At 37.2% G+C, this 15,093-nt stretch carries 17 protein-coding genes, 1 pseudogene and 1 riboswitch; of the genes and pseudogenes, 2 read left to right on the top strand and 16 right to left on the bottom strand.

Annotated elements, in window-relative coordinates:
• Positions 1–27: 27 nt before the first annotated feature.
• From thiO to JCM9157_RS02200, 10 genes are all read right to left on the bottom strand, one after another.
• Positions 28–924, bottom strand: a complete 897-nt coding sequence (gene thiO / locus JCM9157_RS02240; RefSeq protein WP_369384678.1) for a glycine oxidase ThiO — start codon at positions 922–924, stop codon at positions 28–30.
• 11 nt (positions 925–935) lie between these two features.
• Positions 936–1,133, bottom strand: coding sequence for an FAD-dependent oxidoreductase (locus JCM9157_RS25940; protein ID WP_369384677.1), 198 nt, complete (start codon positions 1,131–1,133; stop codon positions 936–938).
• A 23-nt stretch (positions 1,134–1,156) separates the two neighbouring features.
• Entirely contained in the window at positions 1,157–1,930 is a 774-nt protein-coding gene (locus JCM9157_RS02235; protein ID WP_035661829.1) for a thiazole synthase, read from the bottom strand.
• Between the two features lie 3 nt (positions 1,931–1,933).
• Positions 1,934–2,131, bottom strand: coding sequence for a sulfur carrier protein ThiS (gene thiS / locus JCM9157_RS02230; protein WP_035661614.1), 198 nt, complete (start codon positions 2,129–2,131; stop codon positions 1,934–1,936).
• Positions 2,131–2,760, bottom strand: coding sequence for a thiamine phosphate synthase (thiE, locus tag JCM9157_RS02225; RefSeq protein ID WP_035661611.1), 630 nt, complete (start codon positions 2,758–2,760; stop codon positions 2,131–2,133). Before thiE ends, thiS begins: the two co-directional genes overlap by 1 nt.
• A 93-nt stretch (positions 2,761–2,853) precedes the next feature.
• Positions 2,854–2,960: riboswitch (TPP riboswitch) on the bottom strand.
• 65 nt (positions 2,961–3,025) lie between these two features.
• Positions 3,026–4,141, bottom strand: a complete 1,116-nt coding sequence (locus tag JCM9157_RS02220) for a YqgU-like beta propeller domain-containing protein (protein ID WP_035661608.1) — start codon at positions 4,139–4,141, stop codon at positions 3,026–3,028.
• Between the two features lie 212 nt (positions 4,142–4,353).
• Positions 4,354–5,769 (bottom strand): aspartate ammonia-lyase, encoded by a 1,416-nt coding sequence (aspA, locus tag JCM9157_RS02215; protein WP_035661606.1) that lies wholly within the window; start codon positions 5,767–5,769, stop codon positions 4,354–4,356.
• Between the two features lie 64 nt (positions 5,770–5,833).
• Positions 5,834–6,808 carry an ROK family glucokinase gene (locus JCM9157_RS02210; protein WP_035661604.1) on the bottom strand — a complete coding sequence of 325 codons (975 nt, stop codon included), beginning with the start codon at positions 6,806–6,808 and terminating at the stop codon, positions 5,834–5,836.
• Between the two features lie 12 nt (positions 6,809–6,820).
• Entirely contained in the window at positions 6,821–7,012 is a 192-nt protein-coding gene (locus JCM9157_RS02205) for a YqgQ family protein (RefSeq protein ID WP_035661602.1), read from the bottom strand.
• A 21-nt stretch (positions 7,013–7,033) separates the two neighbouring features.
• Complete coding sequence (locus JCM9157_RS02200) at positions 7,034–7,546, bottom strand: hypothetical protein (protein ID WP_035661599.1); 513 nt, start codon at positions 7,544–7,546, stop codon at positions 7,034–7,036.
• A gap of 136 nt (positions 7,547–7,682) precedes the next feature.
• On the opposite strand from JCM9157_RS02200, the gene JCM9157_RS02195 reads away from it, so the two are divergent.
• On the top strand, positions 7,683–8,081 hold the full coding sequence (locus JCM9157_RS02195; RefSeq protein ID WP_035661597.1) for a YueI family protein: 399 nt from the start codon (positions 7,683–7,685) through the stop codon (positions 8,079–8,081).
• 152 nt (positions 8,082–8,233) lie between these two features.
• On the opposite strand, the pseudogene JCM9157_RS02190 reads toward JCM9157_RS02195, so the two are convergent.
• Positions 8,234–9,696 (bottom strand): annotated as a pseudogene (locus JCM9157_RS02190) (spore germination protein).
• Between the two features lie 117 nt (positions 9,697–9,813).
• Between JCM9157_RS02190 and JCM9157_RS02185 the strand changes: the two are divergent.
• Positions 9,814–10,689 carry a hypothetical protein gene (locus JCM9157_RS02185; RefSeq protein ID WP_035661595.1) on the top strand — a complete coding sequence of 292 codons (876 nt, stop codon included), beginning with the start codon at positions 9,814–9,816 and terminating at the stop codon, positions 10,687–10,689.
• 41 nt (positions 10,690–10,730) lie between these two features.
• Here JCM9157_RS02185 and JCM9157_RS02180 read toward each other — a convergent pair whose 3' ends face one another.
• From JCM9157_RS02180 to JCM9157_RS02160, 5 genes are all read right to left on the bottom strand, one after another.
• Entirely contained in the window at positions 10,731–12,230 is a 1,500-nt protein-coding gene (locus JCM9157_RS02180) for a rhomboid family intramembrane serine protease (protein WP_035661594.1), read from the bottom strand.
• Positions 12,231–12,354: 124 nt separating this feature from the next.
• Positions 12,355–12,558, bottom strand: coding sequence for a protein YqgO (gene yqgO / locus JCM9157_RS02175; RefSeq protein ID WP_035661591.1), 204 nt, complete (start codon positions 12,556–12,558; stop codon positions 12,355–12,357).
• Positions 12,559–12,634: 76 nt separating this feature from the next.
• The gene (locus JCM9157_RS02170) at positions 12,635–13,648 is read right to left on the bottom strand and encodes a ThiF family adenylyltransferase (protein ID WP_035661590.1); all 1,014 of its coding nucleotides are present in this window, start codon (positions 13,646–13,648) and stop codon (positions 12,635–12,637) included.
• Positions 13,649–13,701: 53 nt separating this feature from the next.
• Complete coding sequence (locus tag JCM9157_RS02165; protein WP_035661588.1) at positions 13,702–14,487, bottom strand: DUF92 domain-containing protein; 786 nt, start codon at positions 14,485–14,487, stop codon at positions 13,702–13,704.
• Complete coding sequence (locus JCM9157_RS02160; RefSeq protein ID WP_035661586.1) at positions 14,484–15,044, bottom strand: 5-formyltetrahydrofolate cyclo-ligase; 561 nt, start codon at positions 15,042–15,044, stop codon at positions 14,484–14,486. Before JCM9157_RS02160 ends, JCM9157_RS02165 begins: the two co-directional genes overlap by 4 nt.
• Between the last annotated feature and the right edge of the window lie 49 nt (positions 15,045–15,093).

Here is a 15,093-nt window from a genome sequence, read left to right as displayed (position 1 = left end):
AATAGGCTAAGGTTCGACCTTTTCGGTTTAAAATCTATCCGGTTTGCAGGATTGTAGAGGGGAATACGCTTGTTTTTCATCTAAAAGGTCCGCTACTGCTACAGCGGTAATCGGACTTAGAAGAATTCCGTTTCGATAATGTCCTGTTGCGAACACAACATGTGGCGCCTCATTTAATTTTCCGATAAGAGGAAACCCGTCCTGTGTTGCTGGACGTAATCCTGCCCATGTATGAAAAGGAATTTTTTCTTTCAAAAAAGGAAAAACTTGTTTATTCCAGTTTGTTAACCTGGCAATACCCTTTTCTGTTACGTCTGTTTGAAAGCCTGCAATATCTTCTGAGGCTCCGTTTACAAGTGTTCCATTTGCTTTTGGAACTAAGTAACCTTGACTTGTATAAACAATATGCTTCACCTGTGTAACAGGCACTTCATACGCACATATTTGGCCTCTGATCGGATAAACTGGTATTCTAATTCCGAACGTTTCCTCTAACTCTCCAGACCAAGCTCCCGAGCAAACAACTAATCTATCTCCGTTAAAAACTCGTCCATCTTTTGAGTGTACCTTAACAGATTGCTTCCAATCTACAACTTTTAAATGTTCAAGTTCTTCAATTATCTCAACACCATTTAAACGACATGCCACTTCAAGTGCTTTTACATAGTCTGGTGCAAAGACATGGCTTTCTTCTGGGTAATACATCGCTGCTTTCACGTCTCTTGATAACTCTGGTTCCATTTTCCACAAGCGATCTCCTGTGATCAGTTCTGCTTCTGCTCCCCATTCCCTTTGCCAAGATTGTCTTGTTTCAAGGGCTAACACATCTGCATCATGATAAACGGCGTGTAAGCTACCACTTTCTGTGAATTCAAAATCCAATTGAGCAACTTCTTTTACTTCCGCTTGCCAACCTTTATACATCCGTAGACTATCTAAACACAAGCGAAAAAAATCATCTGGTCTTCGCCAATTTCAGAATACGGCGCGAGCATTCCGGCAGCTGCTCCCGATGCTTGTCCCCCACACGTTGTTTTCTCGAGAACCGTTACATTGTAATTTCTCTTACTAAGCTCAAACGCTGTAGCAAGACCAATGACACCGCCTCCTAAGATGATTACTTGTTCTTTCACAATTGACTCCCCCTACACTCTGTCTATTTCGATACGAAAGAAGATAACCCACTACTAGCCGTAGCATATTTCTTCTTTGGAATTCGACCAGATTCAAAGGAAAGTCTCCCTGCCTCGATAGCGAATTTCATAGCCGTTGCCATTTTAACAGGATCCTTTGCTTTGGCTACAGGAGTATTCATTAACACACCATCTGCTCCAAGTTCCATTGCCATAGCGACGTCCATAGCTGAGCCTAGCCCTGCATCTACAATAATAGGAACATTCGCTTGCTCTACGATTAACTCTAAGTTATACGGGTTTAAAATTCCTAAACCAGTTCCTATTGGCGCTCCTCCTGGCATGACAGCAGCAGCACCAGCCTCTTCTAATCTTCTACATAATATCGGATCATCTGAAGTATAAGGAAGTACAACAAATCCTTCTTTCGCCAGAACTTCAGTAGCTTTTAACGTTTCAATTGGATCAGGGAGCAAGGTTTTTTCGTCTGCACTAATCTCAACCTTAATCCAATCACTTAAGCCAGAAGCCTTAGCTAACCTTGCAATACGAATGGCTTCTTCAGCCGTTTTAGCTCCTGATGTATTCGGTAAGTAAGTAAAAGACATTCCTTCTAAATGCTGTAAAATTGCATCTTCATTTGGAGCACCTAAATTTACCCGACGTATTGCGAATGTTAACACTTCTGCTTCTGATGCTTTAATTGCTTCATTTTGAACAAATGGATTCGGATATCTGCCTGTACCCAAAAAAAATCTCGAAGATAATTCTTTTCCTGCAATCGTTAATTTCTTCATCATTCATCCTCCTCCTACAAATTGAACAAGTTCAATTTTCATTCCATCAGTTAAATTTGTCTGTTCCCAATTTGAACGTTCAATAATAGTTCCATCTACTTCCGTTACAACTAAGTGTGGTTCAAGTTCGAAGTGAGCAACTACATCAGCAAGATTCGTTACACTAATCAGATGCTCTTCACCATTTATAATTAGACGCATTAAACTTCTCCCTTTTCATTCAATATTTTAGTGAAAGTTTCACAGATTCCTTTAATATCCTGCGCTCCAACAATTTCACTAATCATACAAATTCGTGTTGCACCCGCTTTTAATACTTGATCAACATTATGCAACTTAATTCCACCGATGGCTACAAAAGGAATGGATATCTCATCTGCTACTTGTTGAATGTAAGTTGTCGTAACCGGATCTACGACATCAACTTTACTATTTGTATGAAAAATAGGTCCAACCCCAATATAGTCAGCTCCACCAGCTTCTGCTTCCCGTGCTTCTTCTATTTTGTGTGTGGATATTCCAATAATTTTATCACCGAGGATCTTTCTCGCCTCTTCCAATGGTAAATCATCTTGTCCGATATGAATGCCATCAGCATCTACTGCAAGAGCAACGTCAATATGATCATTCACAATAAAAGTTACATTATATTTATGCGTTAATTCCCTTAATGCCTTCGCTTTTCTTAGTACCTCACGTTTACTACTTGTTTTGTCTCGAAGTTGAATGATATCGACTCCTCCAAGTATCGCTTGTTCCATGACCTCGATTAGGTCTCGACCTTGATGAAATTCTTCTCCAGTAATAGCATATAACTTAAACTCTTTCATGCTGTTTTCACCTCTAATTTAAGTTTGTGGTTCTAAGTGAATGTTAAGAATCGAGTCAACTAATACGAAAAAAACCGTATCCGAACATACGGAATACGGCTGCGGTGACTTCCCTACGCTGGCGTGATCCAGATCAGGTACGAGGGTAAAAGGAACACCTTTTTCTCAGCCCACTCACATAGGCACCCCTAGTCTTTCATTTCACTTATTATTACCACTATTATGACAGACTTCTTCTAAAAAGCAAGGGAAATCAACATCTCATTTAGTCTTGCCATAACGGAACGAGAACTCTTTCGTCTAGCTTCATAGCTGTCTCAAAACGTTCACCAACTAATAACACTTCTCCATCTGGAGAAATTAAAATAGGTGTATGGCGCTCCAATGTCGTCAACGTTTCTTCAGAATCAGAGTAAACATTATAAGCAACTAGATCATATCCATCCTGATAGCTGATAAAGTCTCCACTTGATTTAGGTCTCAGAAAATAAAAAATACCGTTTTTGTCATCGTAAGTGTAATAAGGAATCCACCATTGTTCAGAATATGTGTTTAAAATTGGTATTTCGATCTCCCTAAAAACTTCTTGCTGATCATAAAACTTATAAGAGGAATACAGATCGTAATCAGTATCAACCGAAATAGACAGCGACAATTCGTCCGGAAAGCTAATATAAGCAATAACATTGTCCTCCCAAACCTCATAGTCACCCGTATTCACATTAACAAGATAAAGTGGAGCCTCAAAACTTGGTTCAAGTTCATCCCACTTTAAAAATGCAACGGTATCTTTAGAAACCCACTGAATGTAAGATTGTTCAATCTCTATTTGTCTCATTTTATCGTTTTCAACATCAACAAAATACGTTTCAAAATCCCAGTCAGGCAAATAAGAGGTTAGAATAAGAGAACCTGCATCATACTCGTTCCAAAATACAGAGTAATCTTCACCAAAATCATTAATTGTTAGTTCAACATTTCCCTCTTTACTAACAATAATCACTTCTGCTTTGTCTTCTTCGTTTATTACCTGCAAAGCAAATAATGAATGGTCAACGTTTGCTACAACGTCTAGGATCCAGCCGCTTATTTCATAGAATTCGGAAGTAGTACCTGAATAAATGTTGTGCTTGATCAAAGTTGAACCGTCTAAGTCTTCTTGTAAAAATAGTACATGATTAGAATCAAACCAACTCATAATTTCTACAGCCCGATGTTCCTCTTTAATTTCAACGATCTTTGTACCTGAAAAGAAAGCGTTTGGTACATCTCTCTTAATTGGAGCATCTATTTGACTTTTGGGTAAAGGTTGGCTTTCTAGGGGAGCTTGTGTACAGCCGGTTACTGCTAAAGCTAAAATGATTATTAAAATTTTTCTCACAGTACAGCACTCTCCCCTTTTAATATATTTCTATCGTCTATACAACTATATATTAGACGGATTAGTACAAGCAAATGTTTCATTTTTATAACAAAAAAAGATCACTCGAATTAATATACTCTAGATTCACCATTATAAGCGTAAAATAAATTAATTTCATTTATTTTTTTGGTAGCAGAGTATATGTAATTGAGTCATCTTTTAAATGCTTTTTAACCTTGAATAAAGTGAGAACCAGCAATTCCCGGGTTGGTCATTTCTTTCGGGTCAAGAATCTCATTTAATTCTTCTTCAGTTAAAATACCACGTTCTAAACAAATCTCTCTCACTGGTCGATCCGATTGAATCGCTTCTTTCGCAACTCTTGAGGCAACCTCATATCCTACATGTGGATTTATGGCGGTTACAATTCCAACGCTTCGCTCGACTAACTCGCGACAATGATCAATATTCGCTGTAATGCCCTCAACCGCATACTCCCGAAAAACACGAATTCCGTTTTGTAAGATTGATAAAGATTGCAATAAATTAAACACTAATACAGGCTCCATAACATTCAGTTCAAGTTGGCCTGCTTCTGAGGCTAAACTAATCGTATGATCGTTTCCAATAACTTGGAATGAAATCTGATTAATAACCTCGCACATGACAGGGTTTACTTTGCCAGGCATAATAGAAGAACCTGGCTGACGTGAAGGCAAGTTTATTTCATTTAAACCTGTTCGTGGTCCTGAGCTCATCAAGCGTAAATCATTGGCTATTTTAGATAAATTAATGGCCGCAATTTTTAGTGCGCTTGATACTTCTGTATATGCATCTGTATTTTGAGTAGCATCTACAAGATCCTCAGCTGTTTTAAATGGATAAGATGTAATATCAGCTAGATACTTAGAAACCTTCTTAATATATTCTGGCTTGGCATTTAAACCAGTCCCCACTGCTGTTGCTCCCATATTTACTTCGTAAAGATGATCAACTGAGCGTCTGATCCTACCTAAATCCCTAGACAAAACACGTTGGTAAGCTCCAAATTCCTGACCTAAACGGATTGGAACTGCATCTTGAAGGTGAGTCCTACCCATTTTTAATACGTCATCGAACTCCTGTGATTTCAGTTTCAAAACGTCAATTAACTTTTCTAATTCTTTTGTTAAACCATCTGCTAATCGCAAGGCTGAAATATGAATAGCCGTTGGAAAAGCATCATTGGTTGACTGAGCCATATTTACATGTGTGTTCGGGCTAACACGCATGTATTCGCCCTTTTGTCCCCCAAGCAGCTCAATGGCACGATTCGCAATTACTTCATTTGCATTCATATTAAAGGACGTCCCTGCTCCCCCTTGAATAGCATCAACAATAAAATGTTGATTGAGTTTTCCTTCAATCACTTCTTCTGCTGCTTCGATGATGGCATCAGCAATATTAATTTGCAAAACACCAACATCTCGATTCGCCATCGCAGCTGCTTTTTTCACATAACCGAACGCACGAATCAGTTCCGGGTGCGGGGGATAGCCGGTAATTGGGAAATTTTCTCTAGCTCGCATCGTTTGGATGCCATAATAAGCATCCTTAGGTACTTGCTTTTCTCCAATTAAATCTCTTTCCGTCCTGTATTCTGACATCAACATAATCTCCTTCTCTGTATAACTTACTTTGATGATTGTCTCTATTTATATTATGACATGCTTATTTAGTTGCGACCACGTTTTGTTTCGCAAGCCAAGCTCCACCAATGACACCAGCATCATTGCCTAATGTAGCTATTTTAAATTCACAACCTTCAGCTACTCGTCCAAGAGCGAAACGTTTAAATTGTCTCTCTATAGCGTTTAAAAGAACATCACCAGCCTTAGAAACTCCTCCACCAATAACAATCTTTTCAGGGTTTAAACCATTTGATAAATTAGCTAATGCTAGCCCTAGATGGAAGCTAACCTCATTCACAACGGAATTAGCTAGCTTGTCCCCAGCAGCTGCTGCATCAAAAACATCTTTAGAAGTCAATGTGTTAAATTCATATAGTTTCGCTTGTAGTATACTAGTAGGTTCTTCCGCTACCTTCTCAATCGCGATTCTTGAAATTCCTGTAGCAGAAGCAATTGTTTCGAGGCATCCTGTTTTTCCACAGTTACATGGCGCGCCACCTTCTGCCAATGAAGTATAGTGTCCAATTTCGCCAGCCATCCCGTTGACACCATGAAGAATTTGACCATTCGCTATAATGCCCCCACCAACACCAGTACCAAGAGTAACACATAGAAGATTAGACGCACCTTCTCCCGCTCCTGTCCACATTTCTCCTAACGCTGCAATATTAGCATCATTATCTACAGTTACCGAAAGGCCTGTTTCCTTTTCTAGTTCCTCTTTAAGTGGGAAATCTTTCCACCCAATATTAACAGCTTGATAAATAAAGCCCGTTTCCATGTTAATAAAGCCTGGAGCCCCTAAGCCAATAGAGATAAGATTGGCTTTATTCCCTTCCAGCTCCTGACATTTTTCTTCTATTGCTATAGCTATATCCTTAGTTATGTGCTTGCCATCCTCGGATGTATTCGTTGGAATTTCCCATTTAGTTACGATCTCACCTTCAGTTGTAACAAACGCTAATTTAATTGTTGTCCCACCAATATCTACACCTACATACCATTTGTCTAACATGTTTCTCCACCTTTAACTCAATTTAGATTTTTCGGAACGTAAGATAAGCAAACCTTGCTGATATTCAGTAACATCTATTAACTTCATCTCATAAAGTTCTCGTAACTCATCTTCCATTAAGATTAAATCTACCGAACGATCTCGTGTATAAACGATCGTCCCATGTTTTTTTAACAGTTGTCCTATATCATACATTGTCTTCATTTTTTGCCCACCTCATAGATATTATAACAGCTTCAGTATAGATACGAAAAGAAGCCAAACAAGGGGAGCAAACGCACAATAGTAATTTCTCCACAAAGCTTGTTTAATTTGCAATTGAATAAACACACCAGCAGCTAAAGCAAATGCGAACAATATCCCACAAGCTAGCGTAAAAAACGTTCTAAATTCTAATACACCCCATTCTACACCCATTAGAAAAAACAAAAAAGCCAACACACTAATTAAAATTTTATCTTCTGGATGAAAAAATCCTAAAGTTGGATGAAAACGACTAAAACAAGCAACGATAAATAAGAGTGACAAGATGGCTAACACGATTTCAATGAAACGAATAGCGATCCACCCTGAAAGAAACATACCTGTAATCATGCCTAAGTAACAAAGAAACAAGAAAAACAAAGTAAATAGAATTAGATGAATCGGTTTAACTGGTTCTCTTGGGGCAGTGAGTAAGCCTCCGATTGTTAATCCAATTGTAAATACAAATAAAAGTAAAATTACGACAATCCACATTTTTACCACCATCCTCTTAAGAACAATCTGTGTGCAACAATCTATATCACAGTTTTGTTGGAATTCGCTATGTTATCATATGTTCGAGGAAAGAAAATAAGAAGGACAAAGTTTAGTTAGAAAGAAGGAAAAGTAGATGAGTGAAGAAATCCAAAACATCATTGATCGAGCGCTTTATGGTAATCCTGAGATTAAACCTGAGGAAAAGAATTTATTTTTAACCACTTTTTTAGAGAGAATCCATATCGCTCTCACAAAGAAACAAGTTATTTTAAAAGGAATGTACCCTGAAGTAATAGAGGTTATGAAGAAGAAACGCAACCTACATTTATATTTAAATGGAGATTTATCTTATACAAATTATTCAAACTACCTTCAAGAAGCAAATAAACAGGGAATACGTTTTACTATTGTAAACCCAACTAAACCAACGCCTTTTGGATTAGTATTAGCTGATGAAAAGGACGCTGTTGATGTTAAAGACGCCTTTATTAAAGATGATTTATATTTAAGAGATATGGATGAAAGATCCTAATTATTATCAACTCAGGATCGGCGTATATCCAATCTATTCCGCCATAGTTAATTATGAAACATTATCTAAAGCAATATTATTAAGAAATCATTCAAAACAAAAAAAACATCCAAGCTGGATGTTTTTTTGTTTTGAATGAACTCAATCTTTTATTAACGGTCAGGATCATTGGGATGTATTGCTTGTGGCCTCTGCTTTTTAGTTGGAATTGGAACACGAAACAATACGTCTTTTAATGCCCTAGAGTTAAATGGGATAAAAGGCCACATGTAAGGTGTATCTAATGGTTTTAAGTGTACTAACATTAACAGCCAAATGGTTGTCCCAACAATAAATCCAGGACCTCCAAAGATAGCTGTTACAATCAAAAGACCGACTCGGATAATCCGATTAGCAAGACTCATTTCATAGCTTGGCGTTGCAAAAGTACCTACAGCGGCTACGGCCAAATAAAGCACTACTTCAGGAGAAAATAAACCTACGTTGATTGCTACATCTCCTATTAGTAATGCTGCAACAAGACCAAGGGCAGTTGCTAGGGCATTAGGTGTATGAATCGCAGCCATTCTGAGCATTTCAATTCCTACTTCCGCTGCTAGGAATTGAATATATAAAGGAATAGTACCTGACTCCTCAGCTCCTATAAACCCTAATGCTTCTGGCCTAAATTGCTCATTAGTAGCTAACAGGTACCAAAGAGGAATTAGAAAGATCGATGCCCAAACGGCTAAATAGCGTACGATTCTTAAGACCAGACCAACTAAAGGCTTCTGCTATATTCTTCCGCATGTTGCATATGATGCCAAAAAGTAGTTGGTGAAATCATCACACTTGGTGATCCATCTACCATAATAATAACATGACCTTCTAATAAATGAGATGCTGCAACATCTGGTCTCTCAGTGTAACGAACCATAGGGTACGGATTGTAATTATGTCCGAAAATAAACTCTTCTATCGTTTTATCTCCCATTGGCAATCCATCTGTTTCGATCTTATCTAATCCAGCTTTAATTTTTTGAACATACTCTTGATCGGCTATATCAGCAATATATGTAATAGCTAAATCCGATTTAGAACGTCGGCCAACTGATACATGTTCAACTCGCATTGTTCGATCACGCACGCGTCTTCTCATTAGAGCTGCGTTCATAACAATTGTCTCAACAAACCCATCTTTTGAGCCTCTGATTACCTTCTCTGTATCTGGTTCCTCTGGTCCTCTTACTGGATACTCACGAGTGTCTACTAAAATAATTTGATCTATACCTTCAACAACCAATGCTGCTGGACCAGCTAATACCTGATCAACTACATTATCTAAATCATCTGTAGCCTCAATCTCGGCGTAAGGTATATGATGTTTCATTAACTTATCTAGCGGGCGGTCTTCTAAATCTTCAGCTTTAACTCTAATCAATTCTCGCTGAATTTGAGTAATAGCCTGATCTTTTCCAAATCCATCTACCAAAAATAATGACATCTGGCGCTCTGCATACTCTAACTCTAAATGGACTAAGTCAAAACTTGTATCAACATCCAATTCCCTTTTTAAAAAATCAATATTATCCTGATATATAATAGTGACTGGGTTCTTAATTTTTTTGTTACTCAATCGACCTCACACCTCCAATTCCCTTACATTATTTGCTTTTGATGAACATTCCATGCATAAGACCTTTTTTTAAGACATATAAATGGTGCAAATAGTTTGTCCATTGGAGGGACTGGGATGAGTAAATGGAAATTTGCATTAACATTATTAATCACTTCCTTTTGCGTTGGCCTCTTTCTAGTCATAACGATTAAACCAGAGCCATTGAGAGATGCATTGATCTTTTTTCCGATAGATCCTAATGCAACGTTTGAGGAAGCATCTTCTAGAATTGATTTTCAAACGATGGAAGATGAAGACGAATACACATTAGATTGGACAGTTAGTTCGGTCTTGAATCAAAAAGCATACTTAAGGCAAGATGTATCGTTACTATTTGAAGATGGGTATTTAAAAGACACTCTCTCTACATGGAAAGAGAATACCACAACAATTGAAATGGAAAAGGACGTAAAATCAGATGATAGTGGGCATTATCGTGTTGTTACTTTTCATCATGCTGAATTACATTACCCAAATGATGAAATTAAAAGTGCACAAAAAATTAGTTTTGATCAACTTTATGTGATCGACTCTCCCTTAAGTCCATTACATGCCTTTCGCACCCCTGAAACCGAAGAAGAAAAAGAAAGTAAACGTATCTTAGATTATATTTTAACTCAACAACAAAATTATGACTGGGATGCTTTGTTCACTTACTACAACCTACCCAAAGAAGAATATTTAAGAGTTCCATTAACTGATTTAGTTCTGTATGAAGAAACTCCACTACCTGGTTTGACCCCAGAAAAACACGCTCAATTTCTTGGCGGACTTTGGGAAGGACTATATAAAAATTATGTATTAGGAATTACCAAACAAGACGGAACGACTGTAAGTCCTATCGGTAGTACAGTCCCCGTTATCCTTGTACCTAACTCAGCTGATCACTTCTTTGTATTGTTTCGCACAGAAGACGGAGAGCCTGTTCAATTGTTACAGACAATCCAATAAAGGTTAAAAGCCCACTGTATGAACAGTTGGGCTTTTTAAGGTCACTTTAACTTTTTCTCGAGTTCTAAATAAATATCATCATGGTAAAGTTCAAGCGCTCGACTGACAGCGGCACGAGCTTCTTCTATTTCCCCAAGTTCATAATACACCAAAGCGAGATTATAATGAGCTTCGTGAAAATCGGAGCGCAAAGAAATTGTTTGAAGTAAGAGTTCTCTTGCTCTCTCATAATTTTCAAACATCGCTTCCGCATATGCTAACAAAAAAGTTGCTTCAGGTAGATCGGCATCTAAGTTAACTGCACGTTGTAAATGCGGATATGCAAGTTCATATTCCTCTTTTTGTAAATACTCTTGACCAATCTGTACTTCTAAAATAGGGTTACTTGCTTTATGTTCATTTAAGCCACCGAACCAATAAAGACTAACGACATAAAGAAACGTAACACCTAAGAAAACCAATTGTTTTATAGAATGCTTTAATTTGGGCAGTTGAACTACGAAAGACGCTAAGAACCCCCCAATTAATCCACCAATATGAGCTCCATTATCTACCATTGGAACAGCAAAACCGAAGACAAGATTTATAATCAATATTGTCACAACACTCTTACCCATCGTTCTAAAAAAAAGTTTCCTCTCAACAATCCCAAAATAAAGCAATGCCCCAAAACAACCGAAAATAGCTCCTGATGCACCTGCTGCAACTTGTTCATTAAAAGCAAAACTAGCTAAAGAACCTGAAACACCTGCAATAAAATAAATAAACAAAAAACGACCAGTGCCAAACATTCTTTCTACGGCACTTCCAAGGTAGAACAATGCAAGAGAATTCATAAATAAATGTAAAAAACCAATATGTAAGAACATGGCTGATATAAGACGCCACCATTCTCCTTCTTCAATAAGTGGATTATACTTCGCTCCAAATTCAATTAAAGTTAACACAGAAGTACTACTTCCATGTCGTTCAAGAAAATAAAACATAATAGAGATGACAATAAGCAACATAACAGTAGCAAATGGTTTTCCATAAAAAAAGAAGGATTTTTCTTTTTCCTCCCTGCGTTTTCCCTCTACCCTAATTTGTTCCTTCAAATGAAAGATAGCAGTCTCCATCTCTTCAATAGACTGAAGAATGGGTGCAGGAGGTAGTTCAGTTTCATTTGCCTTTGCACTATCGATTATGGAGCTAGAAACAATCGTTCTCTTCTTTCGACTTTCAAAATAAGGTTTGTTAATATCATCCCAAGAGTCAACGGGGGGATAAACACTTATATATATATTTTCACCTTCTAATTTGCCAAGGCGTAATTGCTTGCGAACCAATTCAAATTGTTTAACAGACTGTAAAACATCTCTTTTTACCCAGCTAGAAAAATCTATATCTACCCGAACCAGTCTCACAATTCTTCGTGGTTTCATGTTTTCATCTTCTAACCAAACCTCTCTAAAACCTTGTTCAAGAAGGCGGTATTTCTTCTGAAAAACTAAGTAATGGACCATACGCCAAAAGAAATAGTCTTGCCGTATTGTTTCCATTTAAAGCCCTCCTTTCATCACACCCTCTTTTATTATATCAATTTTTTTCTTAACTAGAAGTTCCATAAATAAAGGGTTACCCTAAAAGGTCTAAATTCGACCTTTAAGGATAACCCGAAGCATGTTACACATTTTGTTGTGGTCGGTTAAATTGTAGAACCGAACCAAGAACTTTATCGCGGATAAAAGGGATTTGCATGGCCGCCATAACAGCCAATTTCCTTAACATCCTGCGACCAAGCACAGCATTGATCACGCGATAACGATACTTATACGCAAAATACACTGAAAACATAAACGATAGAATTGAAATGAGTCGTTGGAACATCATCATCCCTCCTACATTTCATTCTTTGTATAATCCTATATTTTTATCCAGACTTTCATTGGGAATAGTATTTATTTTATTCTCCAATGTACTTGCTATATAAAGTCTTAGCTCTTACCAAATCTTCAGTCCCCTGTACAAGTACTCTACCATCAGGAAATAACACGAGGCGCTCTCCTTCTGATAACTGTACTCTTAGAAGAAATGGAGTTAGTTGAATATCAGATACTCCAGCAAGTCGATCAGCCCATGTTTGCAAATTAATCTTTTCTTTTCTTTGGATTTGAACAGTCTCTCTTCCGCAAAGAGTAGTAACATGATCTTCTTCTATTGTTAAAGCTGGATATTGCTTTGTTTGACAAGTTGGACAACCGACTTTAGGAGTGTCCATTTTCAAGTCAAATTGATGATTTTTCCAGACATCAAAACTTCGAAGCGTTCCCCTTAATGCCTCATGATCATTAACTAAATACTTAAGGACTTCAATAACTTGATAAGAAGCGACAATATCAACAACGGGACTAATCACACCTATTGTGTCGCACGTTTGACCAGTTCCTTCCCCTTGATTAATAAAACAACGCAAACAAGGAGTTTTCTCTGGAATAAATAACGCAGACATTCCTCTTGCACTTACAGCACCTCCATAAGCAAACGGAATTCCCATTTTGTAGCACATATCATTTAACAGAAAGCGAGTCCTGAAATTATCAGTTCCATCTAAGACTAAGTCAACACCTTCTAACAAAGCCGGTAATGTTTCTTTTGTAACATCTGTAACGGTTGCTTCTATTTTCACAGATGAATTAATAGCCTTTAATTTTTTTTCTGCTGCAACGGCTTTTGGAAGGCTATCCTTGACATCTTGTTCATCAAAAAGCATCTGTCTTTGTAAATTACTCATCTCCACATAGTCCCTATCTACAATACGGACTAACCCAATACCAGCCCGAACTAGATGATTGGCGAGTACTGTACCTAATGCCCCTACACCAACAATTAAAACAGATTTACTAGCTAATTCCATTTGGCCACTTTCGCCAATAGGAGAAAAGCGAATTTGTCTTGAGTACCGCTCCAATGATTCCATACTAGTCTCTCCTTAAAAGCTATACTTTCTTAATTCATTAATCTTGTAACACATTATAATAATAACCAACCTAACACAACTGCCATTAATGCACCAGAAATGGTACAGAATAAATTAACGATATCATTATTTATCCAATACTTACCTTTTATCTTAACTGTTAGTTTCCCGCAATGAAATTTGCGTTCTGTTTCCTTTAAACAAGTTTGACAACGAAATAAAACCTGCCACATTGCTCCCACTAAACTGTCAATAAAATGACCTACAAAGCCTGTAAAAGTAAGAATGAGTAATAAGATGTGACTATTATGATAGTCTCCCCACCAGAAAAAAATAGCACATACAACTATTATAAAACTACCTGCAAAAGCCGCCGCTGTACCTAATAAAGACATGGCACCTGATGTCCCTACTTCAACACGCTTTCTTTTAAGAATATGAAAAGGTCGTTGTTTACTAAATGAACCAAGTTCTGATGCCCAAGTGTCAGAATTAGCAGCTGCTAAACTTCCAACAAATCCATAAATAATAATAGGTGATGGGATAAACATATAAAGAAAGGCAAATATAGCTGCAACTCCCCCATTTGCTAAAACTTGTACTGCATCTCTCTGTTGCCCTTTTTCAACTATGTCATCTCCTGTTTTTTTATAAAAAGAACCTAGCGCTGTAGAACTAAAGAAAAATACCGCTAGAAGTAGCAATCCAAAAATATCTAATCCTAAGGCAATGACTGAACCAACAAAAATGGACGCAACTGAACCAGAGAACGTTAATTTCTTTTTAAAGTAGGCAACTAGTGCTAGTAAAAAAACGCCAAAGATAAGAAATAATGTCATAAGAGAAATCCATTTTCTGATATAATTTGGTCTAATTTTTTATCATGTGATTCCATTGGAACTTCATTTATGATTTGACAATCAAAAGCTAGAGCAATTGTTTTCGCATGGGAAGTAGCCAGAAAACGATCATAAAATCCCCCACCATACCCTAGTCTGTTTCCATTTATATCAAAAGCAACTCCAGGAACCACAACTAAATGAATGTCATGATTTGATATTTTTTGACAGAGAGTTTGCTTAGGTTCCATTAACCCATAACGTTGTTCTTCTAATTGAGAAAAAGAGGTTAACTTATAGAACGTCATTTTCTTTGTTTTAAAATCAGCTCGCGGAACTACCATTGTCTTTTTCTGATCCCAACCTTTTTGGATAATACCATAAGTATCAACTTCTGTCTTTTTAGAGACAGTTATTGCAATCACTTTTGCATCTTTCCAATAAGATGAGTTAATTAGCTGAGTTTCAATTGTTTTTGATGCCTCTATGTATTGTTCATTCGTCAAATAATTAAGCCGGTCTAATACTTTGGTACGAATACAAGTCTTTTTCTCCAAAGTTTCTCACTCTCTCTTAATTTAATTGAATTAATTCAAAAAAAAGCAG

Source organism: Halalkalibacter akibai JCM 9157 (assembly GCF_000513135.1).
In the GTDB taxonomy this organism is placed as follows: Bacteria; Bacillota; Bacilli; order Bacillales; family Bacillaceae_D; genus Halalkalibacter; species Halalkalibacter akibai.
Note: the sequence above shows the minus strand (reverse complement) of the source record. Positions and strands in the feature narration are given on the sequence as shown.